Below are 15449 nucleotides of genomic sequence, written 5' to 3'. Positions count from 1 at the left end.
CTTGGCAATCATCATTCGCCGCTGGCGGCGCAGCGAGGTCGGCCACCGGCGCGGCATGCTGTAGTCCAACCCGTTGGGTGTGGTGACGCGGGCAGTGATGATGCCCCTATACGGCGCCCACATCGTTCCTCGACCCCCCAGCCCGATGCGCCTATAGTGGCCATCGAGCCTCCGAAGCACGAGCTGCTGGCCTGCCTCACGCTTTTGTGCCGTGACCAAGGAGGTCTTCATGCACCGTTTTCTTTTCAACAACCGCGAGGCGCTGATTGCACGGTGCAAAGTGAAGGTTGCCCAGCGTCCCTTGCGGGCGGCGACCGACAAGCAACTGGCCCATGGCGTGCCCATGTTCCTGGACCAGCTCACGAGAACGCTCGCCGCCGAAGACGACGACGAGATGGATGTGAGCATTGCGATTTCGGGGCCTTCGGGGGGCGATTCGCTCGCCCTGTCGGAAATCGGCGTCAGCGCGACCGCCCACGGCAAGGAACTGCTCAATCTGGGCTACACCGTGGATCAGGTCGTTCATGACTACGGCGATCTTTGCCAGGCCATCACGGACCTCGCGTTCGAGCGGGACGCGCCGTTTGCCGTGGCCGAGTTCCGGACGCTGAACCGTTGTCTGGACAACGCCATTGCAGACGCCGTCACCGAATTCAGCTCTCAACGCGATGCGCAGATCTCGGTGCAGCAGCTTGCGGGCGAAAAGCAACGCTTGGGGTTCCTGGTGCACGAACTGCGCAACTCGCTCGGAACCGCCACCCTCGCGGTGCGGGCGCTCGAGTTGGGCAACATGGCCATCAGCGGCGCGACGGGCGCCGTTCTGAAGCGAAGCCTTTCAACGCTCGGCCTGTTGATCAGCCGGGCCACGGCCGAAGTCAGGGGAAAAGGGGCAGATCAACGCCAGACTTTCTCGGTGGCCTCCTTCATTGCGGATGTCGACCTTGTGGCCCGGCTCGATGTGGCGCGCAAGAGCGCAGCCTTCGAGGTGCGGACCGTGGATCCTTCGCTGGCGATCCTGGCCAACCGCGACCTGCTTCATGCGGCGCTGGCCAACCTGCTGCAGAACGCCTTCAAGTACACCCAGGAGAACTCGATGGTGACCCTGAGCGCCTACGCCTCGGGCGAACAGGTTCTCATCGATGTCGAGGACCATTGTGGGGGACTGCCTGCAGGCGGCGCCGCAAAGATGTTCATCCCCTTCAGGCCGAACAACGACGGTAGGGCGGGTCTGGGGCTCGGGCTCTCCATTGCCCGCCAGACCATCGAGGCGGACTATGGCACGCTGACGGTCCGGGACGTGCCGGGCTCGGGTTGCGTCTTCACCATCAGTCTTCCACTGCACGCTCTTTCGTAGGCCGTGGGCGAAATAGACCGTAACCAGTTCGGCAGAGGCTCCGCTATTCGAAGTCACTCGTTCCCAAGAGCATCGGGTTGGTATCTGTGTACACGTCACCGGCTGGGGCAAGTGCCAACACTTTCGTGTTGATCGTCGCCAGATTGGCGAGATAGGCGTGAGCGAGATCCTTCTCGCCCTGTCCCGCTCCGAAGTGAGCTTCAAGCGCCGCGCGCGCGATGACCACCGGGACCGATCGCTCGCCGTTGATGCGTTTGACGCGCACGAACAGCGTGCTGCCCTTGTCTTCGAGATTCGCAAAGTCGTCGCAAGCGGATGCGTTCTCCACCCCATCACTTGCCGGAGTTTCAACGGTATCCGTCATTTGTCCCCCAGTTCGCGAGCTGATTGCAAGCAATGATGCGGGCGCGACGGGGCATTGGAGTCAGCCAGAGGGGCGAGCATCCGCAGGACGGATTCTCACAACAAGAACGCGCAGTTTTGGCGAAGTGGTCGATGCGAGCGTGAGGAATTCTGGCCGCACCTGCCCAAATCCCGGGGTTTCGGGGCGTGGTGGTCTGGTCAATTCGTCAAGTTATGAGCATGTTCAGCGCGCGGCGCATCGCGATCAGCACTGATAAGACGGCGTTTCGTTAGCGAGCGCGCTGTACTCGCGCGGTGCAGCGGATGTAGGTTGCCTGGCGCTGCTGCAATCCGGGGGAGAAGGGTGCCAAATCGAGTTAGGACCTTGCTCGTCCTGAACCTCGCAACCGCGCTGATTACGGCGCGCGCGCGCCTTCGACGATGTACACGCGCGACTTCGCCGATCTCAAGCGGATGGGACGGATCTCTCGATACTGTGGTGAGTCGTACCAGGCCTGCGCCTGCTCCAGGCTCGGAAAGGCGATCATGACAATACGCTTGATGGGTCCACCTTCGAGCGAACTGACCTGGCCACCGCGCACGAAGTAGTAGCCGCCGAAAGGCTTGAAGGTCGCCTCCACCTGCGCGCTGTAGGGCTTGATGGCCTCGGCATCGGTGAGTTCGAACTCGGAGACGTAGTACGCGGGTGCCTTGGTTGCCGGCGGCAGGCCAAGAAAAATCGGCTCCGCTTCCAACAGCGTGCGCGAGGTGATCATCGATTTGGTCGCTTCCACATACTTCTTGAAATGCGGCGAGTCGATGTGCTGCCGGTAGGTCGTTTCATCGGCGTAGATCTCGACGAAGCGCAGTTGTGTCGGCTGCTCCTTCAATGCAAAGGAATAGATGCCCAGCACGCCCGGTTCAACCCGGATCGAGGTGTCGATTTCTTCCGACACGGCGTCTTTGTAGGCCTGGAGCTGAGCCGGATCGATCGTCAGCTCTGCAATCCGCACATGCGGCCGGGAGGGCAAGCTCTTCTTGGCGTCCAGGCGCACGGGCAAGGCTTCGTGCAGTTCGCGGCGCAGCATCATCGTGTCTGTCTGCGCGCGAAACTTCTGAAAGTGCGGCGTTTGCACGTGGGCCTGATAGGCCTGTGCGTCAACGTACATCTCGAACACCCGCACCCGGCCCGGGTTGCCTTTTTCAGCCACGGCATGGAAGGCGAGGACGCCCGGCTCAAGGCGCAAGGTGGCTTCGCCGTTTTCAAGCGCGGCCTTGTGAAACTCTTCGAGCCGGGTATTGTCGATCTCGAGTTCGGCAAATCGCACGAAGGGCGTGGGGCCGGGCGGCTGCGCGAGCGCAGTCCGGCACAACGCCAGCGTCAGCAGCGAGGTGCCGACAAGCGCCAGTTTCCAGAGGCGACGTGGCATGTGAATCGTGGAGAACAGCATGCCGCAATTCTTTAAGCAGACAGGACGACGGCAATAGACAGATCCGACCGAGTTCTTGCCTGATCCGACTGTTGCTGCAAGCAATGGGCAGCCACCAAGCAGCCACGCCCTACCATGGAGCCTTTCAGCCGCGGAGCGAAAAAAGGTGAAGCAGGAATCGCCCGGTGTACCGGCGGATACGTTCGAAGCCTTGCGCGCGGCGCTGGCTCAACGCATTGCGCGCTGGACAGACGGTGCCGAGCAATTCGACACGGCCATTCCCGGGCTCGCGTTCTACAGGCACAACACGCCGACCTCGCCCATGAACTGCATGGTCGGGCCTAGCATTGCGCTGACGGTGCAGGGCGCCAAGCGCGCGCTGCTGGGAGGCCGGAGCTACAGCTATCACAGCGGCCGCCACCTCATTGCCGCGCTCAACCTGCCCGTGGTGCTGCAGGCGGTCGAGGCGCATCCCGATCGGCCATACCTGAGCCTGGTGCTGGAACTGGATGCACGCGGTATCGCGGAGCTGGTCATGCAGGCCGAGCCGCCCACGTTGCCCGGGCACACGCCCGCGGCACCGGGCTTGGCACCGAGCCTCGTATTGGGCGAAACGACCGAGGCGCTTCTCGAGCTGTTCCTGCGCCTGGTCAAACTGCTGGACGAGCCGGCCGCCCTTGCGGTGATTGCGCCGCTGGTGCGCAAGGAAATCTTCTATCGCCTGCTCACCGGCGAACAGGGCGCATGGTTGTGGCAGATGGCGTCCGCGGGCAGCCAGAACCAGCGCATCGCGCGCGCCATCGAATGGCTGAAGCTCAATTTCGCCCAGCCGCTGCGCGTCGAGGAGCTTGCCGCCCATGTGCAAATGAGCCCATCGCGGTTCCACCATCATTTCCGCGCCCTGACGGCCATGAGTCCGCTGCAATTTCAAAAATGGCTGCGCCTCAATGAAGCCCGCAGGCTGATGCTGGCAGATTGCATCGATGCTTCGAGTGCGGCGTTCCAGGTCGGGTATGAGAGCCCGTCGCAGTTCAGCCGTGAATACGGCCGCCTGTTCGGCGCCCCGCCGCGGCGAGACATCGAAGACCTGAGGCAGAAGGGCGGCGCCGGTGGCGGGCGGTAGCTGTCCGCGATGAGGCTGCTCCTTCCGTGCTCACGGCCGACTGCAGTCGTATAGCGCGCTGGGGTTTTCGTGCATGACACGTCTCAGCAGTTCAGGCTCGTCCAGCCACTTACGAGTTCGTTAAGCGGAAGTAGCGAGCCGATTGTGCGAGGAGATCCTCTATGTCCGGCCCGAACCGACGCGCCTCGTTACCCGACCTCGGCCGGCACACCCAGTACCTTGGGCAGCTGTTCCACCAGCGCATCCACAGCCAGCCTCAGGCGAAGCGGCATGTGCGGCGCAGCGGGCCAGAGGGCATGGCAATCCATCGCGGCGCCGGGCTGGTCGTCCAGCACGCTGACCAGCGCCCCCGTGAGCAGGCGTTCCCTCACTAGCCATTCGGGCAACCAGGCAAGGCCGAGGCCGGCCGTTGCCGCGTCTGCGACGGCCTCCAGGTCGTCGAGCTGCAGGCGCGAGTTGAGCGGCATCTCCGTGATGCGTCCGGTCGCATCGGGCAGCTGCCACGTGTTGATGCGGTCGGCACGCCGGTAAATGAGGATGCTGTGCGAGGCCAGTTCGCTTGTGTTCTGCGGTCGTCCATGCGCGGCCAGGTAGTCAGGCGAGGCGCATACGCGCTTGCGCTGCACCACCAGCTTGCGCGCGCGCAGGCCTTCGCTTTCGTGCCCTAGAAAGCCGCTGCGAACGGCGAGGTCGAAGCCTTCGGCCAGCACATCGACAGGCCGGTCGCTGAAGCTCAGGAGCAATTCGAGCGATGGATGCTCGCGTGCGAGTTCGAGCAGAATCGGCGCGATGCAATGGCGGCCGAACAAGACCGGCATGGAGACGCGCAAACGGCCCGCCACCTGGTGCCGGCCGGACTCCATTTGCGCCTCGGCAGGCTGCAGCTCCGCGAGCGCGCGCAGGCAGTGTTCGTAATAGATCTGGCCATCCTCGGTGAGGCTTTGCACGCGCGTCGTGCGATGAAACAAACGCACGTCCAGGCGTGCCTCCAGCCGCGCGATCGCCTTGCCCACGGCCGAGCGGGTGAGGCTCAGGTGCTCGGCTGCGCGGGTGAAGCCGCCGAGGCGCACGACGTCCACGAACAAGGTCACACCGTCGAGCCGTTCCTGGCGCTGCGGCGGCGCCTTTGCCAAATACATTGGTGAATTCAGATCATTTGGCATGGGAATGCGCTTCTACATTGGATAGTATTTTTCTACTTAGTATGCCTGCCGAAGGCTTCGGTGGGAATGCGGAGCGGCAAGGACCAGCCTGAGAGCGGGCACCACGAAAAAGACTGGTGCCAAAACCTGGCACCAGTGCTGCCTAGACTGGAATTTCTCAGGCAACACAAGGAAATATCGTGACTCAAGCCAGCAGCGCCGCACCGGAAATTGCGTGCGCGGTGATCCGGGACTTCGCTGAATCGTTCGCGAGGAGCAACCGGTCATGAAGCGCATTCAATACGGCATGTACGGCGGGCCGGAGTTGATGCGGCTCGACGAGTTCGAGCTGGCGGCGCCGGGTCAAGGACAGGTGGCCGTGAAGGTCAAGTTTGCAGCCATCAACCCCATCGACTGGAAGTTGCGCAACGGCCAGATGAAGATCGTGACGGGCAAGGCGTTTCCCCGCGCCATGGGGTTCGACTTCTGCGGCACAGTCATCTCCGTCGGTCCCGGCGTGACGCGCTTTGTGCCTGGCGATGCCGTCTTCGGGCTTGCGCGCTTCAAGGAAAGCGGCGCGTTGGGAGAAGCTGTGATCGCGAACGAAACTGCCTTGGCAAGAAAGCCCGACAACGTCTCCTTCGAGGATGCGGCTTGCCTTGGAACCCCCGGCGTCACCGCGTGGAACGGTCTGGTCGACAAGGCCAAGCTGGCTGCCGGCCAGCATGTCTTCATCAACGGCTGCACCGGCGCGGTCGGCGAAGCGGCTGTCCAGATTGCGCGGATGCACGGGGCCATCGTCTCCGGCAGTTGCAGCGCGGCAACCATGGTGCGGGCGCGGGGCCTTGGTCTGCAGAACGTCTTCGACTATCGGACCTCCGACCTTTCGAAGATGCGCGAGCGTTTTGACGTCGTCTACGACACGGCCGCCACGATGACGACCGCCCTGGGCTTATCGCTGCTGCACAAGGACGGCGTGTTCCTGGACCTCGACCCAACGCCGGGCAAGTTCATCCGTTCGATCTTCAACCGGCGGCTCAAACCGATCGTCTGCACGCCGCGGCCCGACATTCTCGACAGCCTCGCCCGCGCTGCGGAGGAGGGCAAGTTCCGGATGCCGGTCGCCGAGATCGTTCCCCTGGACGAGGCGATCGGCCTCGTCACCGCGCTCGAAGCGGGCCGCAAGCTCGGCGGCAAGGGCCTCGTGGCAATGGCCTGACGTGTCGCGAAGCCACCGCTTGTTCGATCTCATGCAGGTGCTTCGCCGGCATCGTGGAACCGTGTCCGGCGAAACACTTGCCCGCGAGACGGGCGTGTCGCTGCGGACCATCCGCCGCGACATCGCCACGCTGCAATCCATCGGGGCGCACATCGAAGGTGAGGCTGGCGTCGGCTACATCCTTCGGCCCGACTTTCTGCTGCCGCCGCTGTCTTTCACGGAGGAAGAGGTGCAGGCGCTCGTGGTCGGCGCGCAGTGGGTCAGCCGCCACGCCGACGAAGCCTTGGCGCTTGCCGTGCAGAACGCGCTCGCAAAAATCAATGGCGTCCTTACGCCCGAGATGAGAGCGGAGTTGGACGACAACGCGCTCTACATCTTTCGCAAAAGGAAAGAAGCATCGGTCCTCGATCTGGCGCAGGTACGGCGGGCGATGCGTGAGCAGCGAAAAATGCACATCGGGTACGCGGACGACAGCGGGGTCGTTTCCCAGCGGACCATCTGGCCAATCATGCTCGGCTTCGTCGAATCGCAGAGGTTGATTGCTGCGTGGTGCGAGTCGAGCGGCGACTTTTGCCGTATTCGCACAGACCGGATCGTGACAGTCGATTTTCTGGACGAACGCTACCCGCGGGCTCGCAGGCAGCTTGTCAAGGAATGGCGAGACGGGCTTCCCTGCAATCAAGCCGGCAGCGCCTAACGCCATCGGGCCGCGCGCAGCTTGCGCGTCGAACGCTTCCAGCAGTGACGCAGTTTTATTGAAGAGCCCATTGGCGAATTCGAACCCGCCTGCGCGGGAATGCTTTTCTACATTGGATAGTATTTTTCTACATTAGCATCGATTTCTCTCGAAGACGGAGAACCAAGAGCGACAAAGTCCGAGACCGTTCGCCGACTTCAACTCCCGCGTTTTTGACCAAGGCCTTTCCATGAAATTTCTTTGCCTCGACATCCCCGCGCCCGGCGCCACCCTGGAAAAGTACCAGCCGCACATGCAGGACGAGGCACGCCATGCCTGGCAGCTCTACAAGGGCGGCATCGTGCGTGACATCTACTTCCGCCAGGATCGCCCCGGCGTGGCCATCATTGCCGAGTGCGAATCGGCCGATGCCGCGCTGAAAACGCTGCGCGAATTTCCGCTGGCCAAGGCCGGTCTCCTCGATTGGGACGTCATCCCCCTCGGCCCCTTCCTGAACTGGGAATCGCTTTTCGCGCCCGGCAACGCCTGAGCACCCCACAGAACGTACGACCATGACCAAGCAAGCTTCCGAAATCAAGCCCATCCTCTTCGTCGTCAGCAGCAACGCTGTGAAGGGCGCTACCGGCATTCCGACCGGCTACAACCTGGCCGAAGTCACCCATCCGCTGGAAAAGCTGCAGGCAGCGGGCCTGTGCGTGGAGTTCGCGTCCATCCGGGGCGGCGATGCGCCGCTGGACGGGCTGGAGGACATGAAAGACCCGGTCATCGCCCGCTATTGGGCCGATGCCGACTTCCGCCATGCCATCTCCCACACGCTGTGCATCGACGACGTGGACCCCTCGCGCTACTCGGCCATCTTCTTTGCGGGCGGCCACGGCACGATGTGGGACTTCCCCGACAGCGCGGCCGCGCAGAAGGCCATCCGCGAGATCGATGCGGCCGGCGGCATCGTCTCGGCCGTGTGCCATGGCCCGGCGGCCCTGGTCAACGCGCGCCGCGCCGACGGCAGCCTGCTGGTGGCGGGCAAGCGGGTGGCGGCCTTCACCAACGGCGAGGAAGAGGAGGTGGAGTCCACGCACGTCGTGCCCTTCCTGCTCGCATCCACGCTCAACGAACGCGGCGCGCAGCATCAGAACGCGGCCAACTGGGCCGACAACGTGGTCGTCGACGGACGCCTCATCACCGGCCAGAACCCGCAGTCCGCCGCGAGCCTGGGCATCGCGCTGCGCGACGCCCTGTTGGCATGAGCCTGCTGAAGCCTTCAAGGGGTTAGCGTGAAACTGATCTGTGTCGAAGAGCACGTGCTCGACCGTGGCATCGGTGGCGCCACCCAGGCTCTGGTGCGCGCCGAGGCGCCTTACTTTGGCGACTGGGGCCGCCGTGTGGTGGACGGCCAGAACGTGGCCGACCGAAGCCGGCCGCATGTCATTGCACCGAGCGAGTCCGCGCGCAAGGGGCTGGAGATGGGCGCCGAGCGTCTGGCCGACATGGATGCCTCCGGCATCGACATGCAGGTGCTCTCCTATGGCGGGTTCCCGCAGTTGCTGCCCGCCGCAGAGGCCATCGAGCTGAACCGCGCGGCCAACGACAAGCTGGCCGAAACGGCGCAGGCGCATCCCGCGCGCTTCGCGGGTTTTGCCACGCTGCCCTGGCAGGCGCCCGAGGCGGCCGCGCGCGAACTGGAGCGGGCGGTGAAAGAGCTCGGCCTGAAGGGCGCGCTCATCAATGGCCGCCCCGGCGACACGTTCCTGGACGATGCTCGCTACGAACCGATTCTTGCGGCCTTCAGCGAATTGAAGGTTCCGCTGTACGTGCACCCCGGTCTGCCGCTGCCCGCGGTGCAGGCGCCGTACTACGGCGGCCTCGAGCGCGAGCTCAGCGCGCGGCTGGCCATGTTCGCCTGGGGCTGGCACAACGAATCGGGCATCCAGGTCGTGCGCATGCTGCTCGCGGGCGCCTTCGACCGGCATCCCGGGCTGCAGGTCATCAGCGGCCACTGGGGCGAGATGGTGCCGTTCTTCCTGCAGCGGCTGGAAGACTCCATCCCGCAGGAAGCCTCGGGCCTCAGGCGACCCATCGTGCAGACCTACCGCGAGCACGTGTACGTCTCGCCGAGCGGCATGCTCACGTTGCCGCACTTCCAGTTTATCCATGCGTTGATGGGCGCCGAACGAATCCTGTATTCGATCGACTATCCCTACCAGAGCCTGGACGGTGCGCGGGCCTTCATCGAGCGCCTGCCCGTGAGCGACGCGGACAAGGCTCTCGTTGCCCACGGCAACGCCGAGCGCCTGCTGGGCCTGTGAGGCGGCTTCAACCAAGTGTAGAAAAAGAAAGAACAAGTGCGATGCAAGGAATCGAAAACAAGGTGGTCGTCATCACCGGCGGCAGCAGCGGCTTAGGCGCGGAAACGGCGCGCCATCTCGTATGGGCCGGCGCCAAGGTGGTCCTGGGCGCGCGGCGGCTCGATCGCCTGCAAGCCCTGGCCGAGGAACTCGGCCTCGGCGCCGAGAGCATCGTGCAGACCGATGTCGTGCATCTCGATCAAGTCCAGGCGCTGGTGGCCCGTGCGATCGGCACGCACGGCCGGATCGACGTGATGCTCAACAACGCCGGGGTGATGCCGCTCTCGCCGCTGGAGATGCTGCGCGTGGACGAGTGGAACCAGACCATCGACGTGAACATCAAGGGCGTGTTCCATGGCATCGCTGCCGCGCTGCCGTACATGAAGGCGCAAAAGAGCGGGCAGATCATCAACGTCTCCTCGGTGGCCGGCCACCTCGTGAGCGCGGGCGGCGCCGTCTACAGCGCGAGCAAGTTCGCGGTGCGCGCCATTTCCGAAGGCGTACGCAAGGAGCTCAAGCCTTACAACATTCGCTCCACGATCCTCTCGCCTGGCGCGGTGGACACCGACTTGCCAGCCTCCACCAAGGCCGAAGGCATGACGCAAGCCATGCAGGCCTTCTACGAGCGCAACGCGATTCCCGCCAGCAGCTTTGCGCGCTGTGCGCTGTTTGCCATCAGCCAGCCTGAAGACGTCGACATCAACGAAATCCTCTTTCGTCCAACGCGACAAGAGTTCTGAGCTGGTGCCAGAAACTGGCACCCACGCGTGTCCAAATCAGGACAACAGGCCTGAGGCCGCCATCCACTCAAAGAAAAACAAATGCCAAATAAAAGATATTCGTTGCTGCTTTCGTTCTCGCTTGTCCTGCTTGTGGCGGGTTGCGCAAACATTCCCAAAAGCGGAATGCCGGAATCGCAGTTTTCCGCACTCGATTGCCCCGCCATCGCAGACCAGCTGACGCAAGCACGGGTTACGCAGGCACATGCGGCGCAGGCCAGGCGCGACTCCTGGAAGGTCGTCATACCGGTTGCCGTGGGCGCCCGCTATATCGATGCATCGCGCCACATGGACGAGTCGGAGCGCAGGGCGACCTTGTTGGTGCAAGAGCAGCAGGCGAAGAACTGCGTGCAGGTTTCGGGCTGACGCGGTCGCACGCTGTGCCGAGGCGGCTGCCGGTCGCGAACCGGGGAGATCGAGGCACTGGCTTTCGTTGGTGCAGGGGTGGGGCGGTGACAGAATGCCGCATCACCGAACCTGACGATGAAATGACGCGCGATTCGATCAGTGACCTGCTGGCCTTCATGGCGGTGGCGCGTGAGCGCAGCTTCACGCGTGCGGCCTCCAAGCTCGGTGTGTCGCAATCTTCACTGAGCCACACCATCCGCGCCCTGGAAACCCGCCTGGGTGTGCGCCTGTTGACGCGCACAACGCGCAGCGTGGCGCCCACCGAGGCCGGCGAGCGGCTGCTGCAAACGGTGGCGCCACGGCTGCAAGAGATCGAAGCCGAAGTGGCTGCGGTCAGCGAACTCGGCACCAAGATGGCCGGCAGCATCCGCATCACGGCCATCGACCACGTGGCGGACACCGTGCTCTGGCCCCGACTGAGGCCGCTGGTTGCCGAGTACCCTGATCTCAAGATCGAGATCAACTCGGACTACCGCATGGTCGACATCGTGGCAGAGCGCTTCGACATCGGCGTGCGCTGGGGCGACCAGGTGGCCAAGGACATGATTGCGGTGCGCCTCGCGCCCGACCAGCAGATGGTGATCGTCGGCGCGCCGGGCTACCTGGCGGAGCGCGGCGCGCCGGCCACCCCGCAGGAACTGCTCGCGCACAACTGCATCGCGCTGCGCCTGGCTGGTGGCGGCCTGTATGCATGGGAGCTCAAGAGCGGCGATCGCGAGTTGCAGGTGCGCGTGGGTGGGCAGACGACATTCAACAGCGCCTACCAGATGCTGAACGCGGCGCTGAGCGGCTGCGGCCTGGCCTTCGTGCCGCAAGACCTGGCCTGGCCTCATCTGCAGGCGGGGCGCTTGCGGGCCGTGTTGGAGGACTGGTGCCCGGTATTCCCAGGCCTGCACGCCTACTACCCGAGCCGGCGTCAGTCGACGCGTGCGTTGACGCTGGTGATCGACGCGCTCCGCTACCGCGGCTGAGGCCCATCGGGCAAACGCAGCGCATCGATCACCATGGAAACCGGCTGCGTTTTCTGGCGGCGGCTGGGGTAGTACATGAAGAAGCCGGGCGAGGTCGGAAACCATTCCTCCATCACGCAGCGCAGGCGACCGGCTTCCACGTGCGGCCGCGCCAGGTACTCGGGCGTGAAAGCGAGTCCGCAGCCGTCCAGCGCCGCCTGGAGGATCTGGTAGCTGCCGTTGAAGGTGAGCTGCCCCTTCACCTGCACACGTTCGGCCTGTCCGTTGCGTTCCAGCGGCCAGGCAAAGAGGCCGCCGCGCGTCGCCAGCCGCAGCGTGATGCAGTTATGCGCAAGCAAATCCTGCGGCGTTTGCGGCACGGGGTGACGCTCGAAGTAGGCCGGCGCACCGACGATCAGGCGCCGAAAATCCGGCGTGATGCGCACCGACACCATGTCGCGCGCAATAGCTTCGCCGGTGCGCACGCCAATGTCGTAGCGCTCCTCGACGATGTCGACCATGCGGTAGCTGGTGTCGATCTCGACCTTGATGTCCGGGTACTTCTGCAGCAGCGGTGCGAGGCGCGGCCAGATGAACAGGTCCGCCACGGTATCGACCGCAGTGATGCGCACCGTGCCGGCCGGCTTGTCCCGGAACTCGGCCAATGCCTCCAGCTCGGTCTCGATCGCATCGAACTGCGGTGCCACCGTTGCCATCAACCGCTCGCCCGCTTCGGTCGGCACCACGCTGCGGGTGGTGCGGGTCAGCAGGCGCACGCCCATGCGGCTTTCCAGTGCGCGCATCTTGCGGCTCAGTGACGATGGCGACACGCCGAGCGTGGCAGCCGCGCGGGTGAAGCTGCGCTCGCGCGCCACCGCGAGGAATGCGAGCAGGTCGTTGAAGTCGTCGCGCGGCATGGCTACCTCAAGCCGCCGGGCCGCGCGGCCCGTGAAAGAGGGCGGTCGTCATGCCCTCGAGTCTAGGTGCGCTTCGCGTAGAAAAACGGCTCGCGATTCATGCGCCTGGTCGATAAGTGCATGCGGATTGGGGTGGCTAGTCAGGGCGGGCGAGCCCGCCTACGCTTGGACCCAGTGAAAGGTCTTCCGCATGAAAACATCCTTGTATTGCGCGCTATGCGCCGTATCGCTTCAGGCCGGGGCCGCTGAAGCGCAGCCCGACGCTGCCCAGCAGATAACGCGCGCGGGCAGCCAGACTTCGGCCTCGGGCCCGGCTGAATACTTCACCGGCCGCGTCCGGGTCGGTCTCGTATGGCCTGCCAATGCGCACATCAATGCCTCGGGCGGCGTGGTGACTTTCGAGCCGGGCGCGCGCTCGGCCTGGCATACCCATCCCGCAGGGCAGCGCTTGCTGGTGATGTCGGGTGTGGGGCTGACCCAGGAGTGGGGCAAGCCCGTGCAGGAGATCCGCGCGGGCGACGCGGTCTGGTGCCCGCCGGGCGTCAAGCACTGGCACGGCGCGGCCCCGGGCTCCGCGATGAGCCACTTGGCCGTGACGGGCACGGTGAACGGGAAGAACGTCGAATGGATGGAGAAAGTCAGTGATGAGCAATATGGCGCGCGCTAAACATCGCACCGTCGCAGTGGCGGCCTTGGCCTTGCTGCTGGCCGCCCCGACCATCCATGCATCCCAGAATCAGCAGGAGCCAGCCGGCATGACCAGCACACCCCAGTCCCAGGCCTTGTCGGCCACGCACCAGGCCATCGTGCCGATCGGGGCCTTTGCCGCCGCGGGCGACATTCCCAGGCTGAACGCGGCCTTGAACCAGGGGCTGGATGCCGGCCTGACCGTGAGCGAAGCCAAGGAGGTGCTGGTGCAGCTCTACGCGTATGCCGGCTTCCCGCGCAGCCTGAATGCGCTGACGGAGCTGATGAAGGTGGTTGACGCGCGCAAGCAGCGCGGCGTGAAAGATGCCGAGGGCCGTGGGCCGAGCCGCCCCATTCCGAAGGGAGACGCCCTGATGGCTGCGGGAGCCGCCAATCAGACCAGGCTGTCGGGTGCGCCGGTCCAGGGGCCGCTGTTCGACTTTGCGCCGGTAGCCAATGAGTACCTCCGGGCCCATCTGTTCGGCGACATCTTCGAGCGCGACAACCTCGACTGGCAAAGCCGCGAAGTGGCCACGGTCAGCATGCTGTCCGCGCTTGCGGGGGTCGAGTCGCAGCTGCAATCGCACATTCGCATCAGCATGAACGTGGGCCTCTCGGCGCAGCAGCTGCGGCAACTGGGCAGCATGCTGGCCGATCGCGTGGATGCCGACAGCGCCAAGCGTGTGCGCGATGCGCTGGAGCGCCACTTGGCGAGCAAGCCGGCAGGCTGACAGAACCGTGGCTGGAGCCGGTCAGCCTTGCTCTTCATCCTCCATGTCCTGCTCCAGTTTCTGCCGAATCGAGGCCATGACTTTCTGCATCGTCTTGATGTCGTCCACCGCGAGCCCATCCGAGAGGCTGTTGATCCAAGGGGCTTGCAAAGCCATGGCGGCCGTGTAGACCTGCCTTCCCCTGTCCGTCAGCACCACGAGCTGCGCCCGCCGGTGGTGAGGGTTGGTCTCGAACGCGACGAGCTCTTCCTTCTCCAGGTCGTTGACGATCCGCTGCACGTTTTGCCGGTTGGCACCCAAGGTGCGGGCAAGCCACGCCACGGGCTGCGGGTGTTCGCCCTTGAAGATGGTGCCAAGAATCTGCCAGCGGGCGCTCGTCAGCCCGAGCGGCGCCACCAGCCGATCGCCTGCGGTCAACAGGCGGCTGTTCAGCCTGAACAGTTCGAGCATCAAGCCGCTCATTGCTTCGCCGGTGGGTGTTCGCTTGGTCTTTATCATTTGTCGCTATAAGGCTTTATTGACAACATGATGCCATATTGGCATCATTTGATCGTACCAGACTGACCTCAGTCTCAAAGGACCAGACGATGACATTGAGCAACAGCACCATCCTTGTGACCGGAGGAGCCAGCGGAATCGGATTGGCGCTTGCGCAGCAGCTTCTTCAGCGAGGAAACCGCGTCATCGTCTGTGGCCGCGGGGCCGAGTCGCTGGCACGCGCGCAAGCGATCGAGCCGGCGCTTGTCACGCGAATCTGCGATGTGACGGACGCGCAGAGCCGAAGGGCGCTGGTCGAATGGATTGCGGCCGAGCACCCCGACCTCAGCGTCGTTTTCAACAATGCCGGCGTTCAATATCGCCGCAGCTTCGCCGGCGATCATTCGCTGGCCGATCTGGAGCAAGAGGTTGCGGTCAACTTCACTGCGCCGGTGCAACTTATCGGCGAGATCCTGCCGCTCCTGCGCCGTCAGCAGCAGGCAGTCATCGTCAACGTCACGTCGGGGCTGGCCTTCGCACCAATGGCCGACGTTCCCGTCTACTGTGCGACCAAGGCTGCGCTGCACTCGTTCACTCTCACGCTCAGGCATCAACTCCGCCACACCGCGGTCAAGGTCGTGGAACTGGTGCCCCCGATCGTCGACACCGGACTGGGCGGCGATGCCCGAAGCGACGGCACGAAGAGCGCCGGAATGATGAGCCCCGAAGCCTTCGCAACCGAAGCGTTGGCGCTCTTCGACGAGGGGCACGACGAAGTGCTGGTCGGGCTCTCGGTTGGCACGCGCCAACATGGCGAGAAGCTGTTCCAACGCATGAATGGCAGTTGA

Annotated in this window: 18 protein-coding genes; 13 read left to right on the top strand and 5 right to left on the bottom strand. The window is 64.3% G+C overall.

What is annotated here, in order from left to right; translation table 11 throughout:
• Positions 1-229 precede the first annotated feature (229 nt).
• Entirely contained in the window at positions 230-1354 is a 1125-nt protein-coding gene (locus ABIC94_RS09125) for a sensor histidine kinase (protein ID WP_354372695.1), read from the top strand.
• 43 nt (positions 1355-1397) lie between these two features.
• Here ABIC94_RS09125 and ABIC94_RS09120 read toward each other — a convergent pair whose 3' ends face one another.
• Both ABIC94_RS09120 and ABIC94_RS09115 read right to left on the bottom strand, forming a co-directional pair.
• A complete protein-coding gene (locus ABIC94_RS09120; RefSeq protein WP_354372694.1) occupies positions 1398-1718 on the bottom strand; it encodes a hypothetical protein in 321 nt (106 codons plus the stop codon).
• A gap of 394 nt (positions 1719-2112) precedes the next feature.
• On the bottom strand, positions 2113-3231 hold the full coding sequence (locus tag ABIC94_RS09115; RefSeq protein ID WP_354372693.1) for an antibiotic biosynthesis monooxygenase: 1119 nt from the start codon (positions 3229-3231) through the stop codon (positions 2113-2115).
• Between the two features lie 61 nt (positions 3232-3292).
• On the opposite strand from ABIC94_RS09115, the gene ABIC94_RS09110 reads away from it, so the two are divergent.
• Positions 3293-4249, top strand: a complete 957-nt coding sequence (locus tag ABIC94_RS09110; RefSeq protein WP_354372692.1) for an AraC family transcriptional regulator — start codon at positions 3293-3295, stop codon at positions 4247-4249.
• Between the two features lie 188 nt (positions 4250-4437).
• On the opposite strand, the gene ABIC94_RS09105 is transcribed toward ABIC94_RS09110, so the two are convergent.
• Positions 4438-5388, bottom strand: a complete 951-nt coding sequence (locus ABIC94_RS09105; RefSeq protein WP_354372691.1) for a LysR family transcriptional regulator — start codon at positions 5386-5388, stop codon at positions 4438-4440.
• Between the two features lie 289 nt (positions 5389-5677).
• On the opposite strand from ABIC94_RS09105, the gene ABIC94_RS09100 reads away from it, so the two are divergent.
• The 8 genes from ABIC94_RS09100 to ABIC94_RS09065 all read left to right on the top strand — a co-directional run bounded on the left by ABIC94_RS09100 (position 5678) and on the right by ABIC94_RS09065 (position 11810).
• A complete protein-coding gene (locus ABIC94_RS09100; RefSeq protein ID WP_354372690.1) occupies positions 5678-6610 on the top strand; it encodes an NAD(P)-dependent alcohol dehydrogenase in 933 nt (310 codons plus the stop codon).
• 19 nt (positions 6611-6629) lie between these two features.
• A complete protein-coding gene (locus tag ABIC94_RS09095) occupies positions 6630-7307 on the top strand; it encodes a helix-turn-helix transcriptional regulator (RefSeq protein WP_354372689.1) in 678 nt (225 codons plus the stop codon).
• A gap of 229 nt (positions 7308-7536) precedes the next feature.
• Positions 7537-7836, top strand: a complete 300-nt coding sequence (locus ABIC94_RS09090; RefSeq protein WP_354372688.1) for a superoxide dismutase — start codon at positions 7537-7539, stop codon at positions 7834-7836.
• Positions 7837-7858: 22 nt separating this feature from the next.
• Positions 7859-8554 (top strand): type 1 glutamine amidotransferase domain-containing protein, encoded by a 696-nt coding sequence (locus ABIC94_RS09085; protein ID WP_354372687.1) that lies wholly within the window; start codon positions 7859-7861, stop codon positions 8552-8554.
• Between the two features lie 27 nt (positions 8555-8581).
• A complete protein-coding gene (locus ABIC94_RS09080) occupies positions 8582-9613 on the top strand; it encodes an amidohydrolase family protein (RefSeq protein ID WP_354372686.1) in 1032 nt (343 codons plus the stop codon).
• A 41-nt stretch (positions 9614-9654) separates the two neighbouring features.
• Positions 9655-10392 (top strand): SDR family oxidoreductase, encoded by a 738-nt coding sequence (locus ABIC94_RS09075; protein WP_354372685.1) that lies wholly within the window; start codon positions 9655-9657, stop codon positions 10390-10392.
• Between the two features lie 165 nt (positions 10393-10557).
• Positions 10558-10797, top strand: coding sequence for a hypothetical protein (locus ABIC94_RS09070; protein ID WP_354372684.1), 240 nt, complete (start codon positions 10558-10560; stop codon positions 10795-10797).
• Between the two features lie 122 nt (positions 10798-10919).
• Complete coding sequence (locus ABIC94_RS09065; RefSeq protein ID WP_354372683.1) at positions 10920-11810, top strand: LysR family transcriptional regulator; 891 nt, start codon at positions 10920-10922, stop codon at positions 11808-11810.
• Here ABIC94_RS09065 and ABIC94_RS09060 read toward each other — a convergent pair.
• Positions 11798-12706 carry a LysR family transcriptional regulator gene (locus ABIC94_RS09060; protein WP_354372682.1) on the bottom strand — a complete coding sequence of 303 codons (909 nt, stop codon included), beginning with the start codon at positions 12704-12706 and terminating at the stop codon, positions 11798-11800. The genes ABIC94_RS09065 and ABIC94_RS09060 overlap by 13 nt on opposite strands.
• 190 nt (positions 12707-12896) lie before the next feature.
• On the opposite strand from ABIC94_RS09060, the gene ABIC94_RS09055 reads away from it, so the two are divergent.
• Positions 12897-13373 (top strand): (R)-mandelonitrile lyase, encoded by a 477-nt coding sequence (locus ABIC94_RS09055; protein ID WP_354372681.1) that lies wholly within the window; start codon positions 12897-12899, stop codon positions 13371-13373.
• 88 nt (positions 13374-13461) lie between these two features.
• Entirely contained in the window at positions 13462-14124 is a 663-nt protein-coding gene (locus ABIC94_RS09050) for a carboxymuconolactone decarboxylase family protein (RefSeq protein WP_354372680.1), read from the top strand.
• A gap of 21 nt (positions 14125-14145) precedes the next feature.
• On the opposite strand, the gene ABIC94_RS09045 is transcribed toward ABIC94_RS09050, so the two are convergent.
• Complete coding sequence (locus ABIC94_RS09045) at positions 14146-14586, bottom strand: MarR family winged helix-turn-helix transcriptional regulator (RefSeq protein ID WP_354372679.1); 441 nt, start codon at positions 14584-14586, stop codon at positions 14146-14148.
• A 125-nt stretch (positions 14587-14711) separates the two neighbouring features.
• Here ABIC94_RS09045 and ABIC94_RS09040 point away from each other — a divergent pair, with 125 nt between their 5' ends.
• Positions 14712-15449 carry an SDR family oxidoreductase gene (locus ABIC94_RS09040; protein ID WP_354372678.1) on the top strand — a complete coding sequence of 246 codons (738 nt, stop codon included), beginning with the start codon at positions 14712-14714 and terminating at the stop codon, positions 15447-15449.

This window comes from Variovorax paradoxus (assembly GCF_040544635.1).
In the GTDB taxonomy this organism is placed as follows: Bacteria; Pseudomonadota; Gammaproteobacteria; order Burkholderiales; family Burkholderiaceae_C; genus Variovorax; species Variovorax paradoxus_R.
This window is presented reverse-complemented; position numbering and strand designations above follow the sequence as displayed.

Bases quoted from the DNA above. Each gene is read 5' to 3' on its own strand.
- ABIC94_RS09070 (WP_354372684.1), top strand. From the start codon at position 10,558: ATGCCGGAATCGCAGTTTTCCGCACTCGATTGCCCCGCCATCGCAGAC.
- ABIC94_RS09055 (WP_354372681.1), top strand. From the start codon at position 12,897: ATGAAAACATCCTTGTATTGCGCGCTATGCGCCGTATCGCTTCAGGCC.
- ABIC94_RS09065 (WP_354372683.1), top strand. From the start codon at position 10,920: ATGACGCGCGATTCGATCAGTGACCTGCTGGCCTTCATGGCGGTGGCG.
- ABIC94_RS09105 (WP_354372691.1), bottom strand. From the start codon at position 5,388: ATGTATTTGGCAAAGGCGCCGCCGCAGCGCCAGGAACGGCTCGACGGT.
- ABIC94_RS09090 (WP_354372688.1), top strand. From the start codon at position 7,537: ATGAAATTTCTTTGCCTCGACATCCCCGCGCCCGGCGCCACCCTGGAA.
- ABIC94_RS09045 (WP_354372679.1), bottom strand. From the start codon at position 14,586: ATGAGCGGCTTGATGCTCGAACTGTTCAGGCTGAACAGCCGCCTGTTG.
- ABIC94_RS09050 (WP_354372680.1), top strand. From the start codon at position 13,462: ATGACCAGCACACCCCAGTCCCAGGCCTTGTCGGCCACGCACCAGGCC.
- ABIC94_RS09040 (WP_354372678.1), top strand. From the start codon at position 14,712: ATGACATTGAGCAACAGCACCATCCTTGTGACCGGAGGAGCCAGCGGA.
- ABIC94_RS09125 (WP_354372695.1), top strand. From the start codon at position 230: ATGCACCGTTTTCTTTTCAACAACCGCGAGGCGCTGATTGCACGGTGC.
- ABIC94_RS09085 (WP_354372687.1), top strand. From the start codon at position 7,859: ATGACCAAGCAAGCTTCCGAAATCAAGCCCATCCTCTTCGTCGTCAGC.
- ABIC94_RS09100 (WP_354372690.1), top strand. From the start codon at position 5,678: ATGAAGCGCATTCAATACGGCATGTACGGCGGGCCGGAGTTGATGCGG.
- ABIC94_RS09120 (WP_354372694.1), bottom strand. From the start codon at position 1,718: ATGACGGATACCGTTGAAACTCCGGCAAGTGATGGGGTGGAGAACGCA.
- ABIC94_RS09060 (WP_354372682.1), bottom strand. From the start codon at position 12,706: ATGCCGCGCGACGACTTCAACGACCTGCTCGCATTCCTCGCGGTGGCG.
- ABIC94_RS09075 (WP_354372685.1), top strand. From the start codon at position 9,655: ATGCAAGGAATCGAAAACAAGGTGGTCGTCATCACCGGCGGCAGCAGC.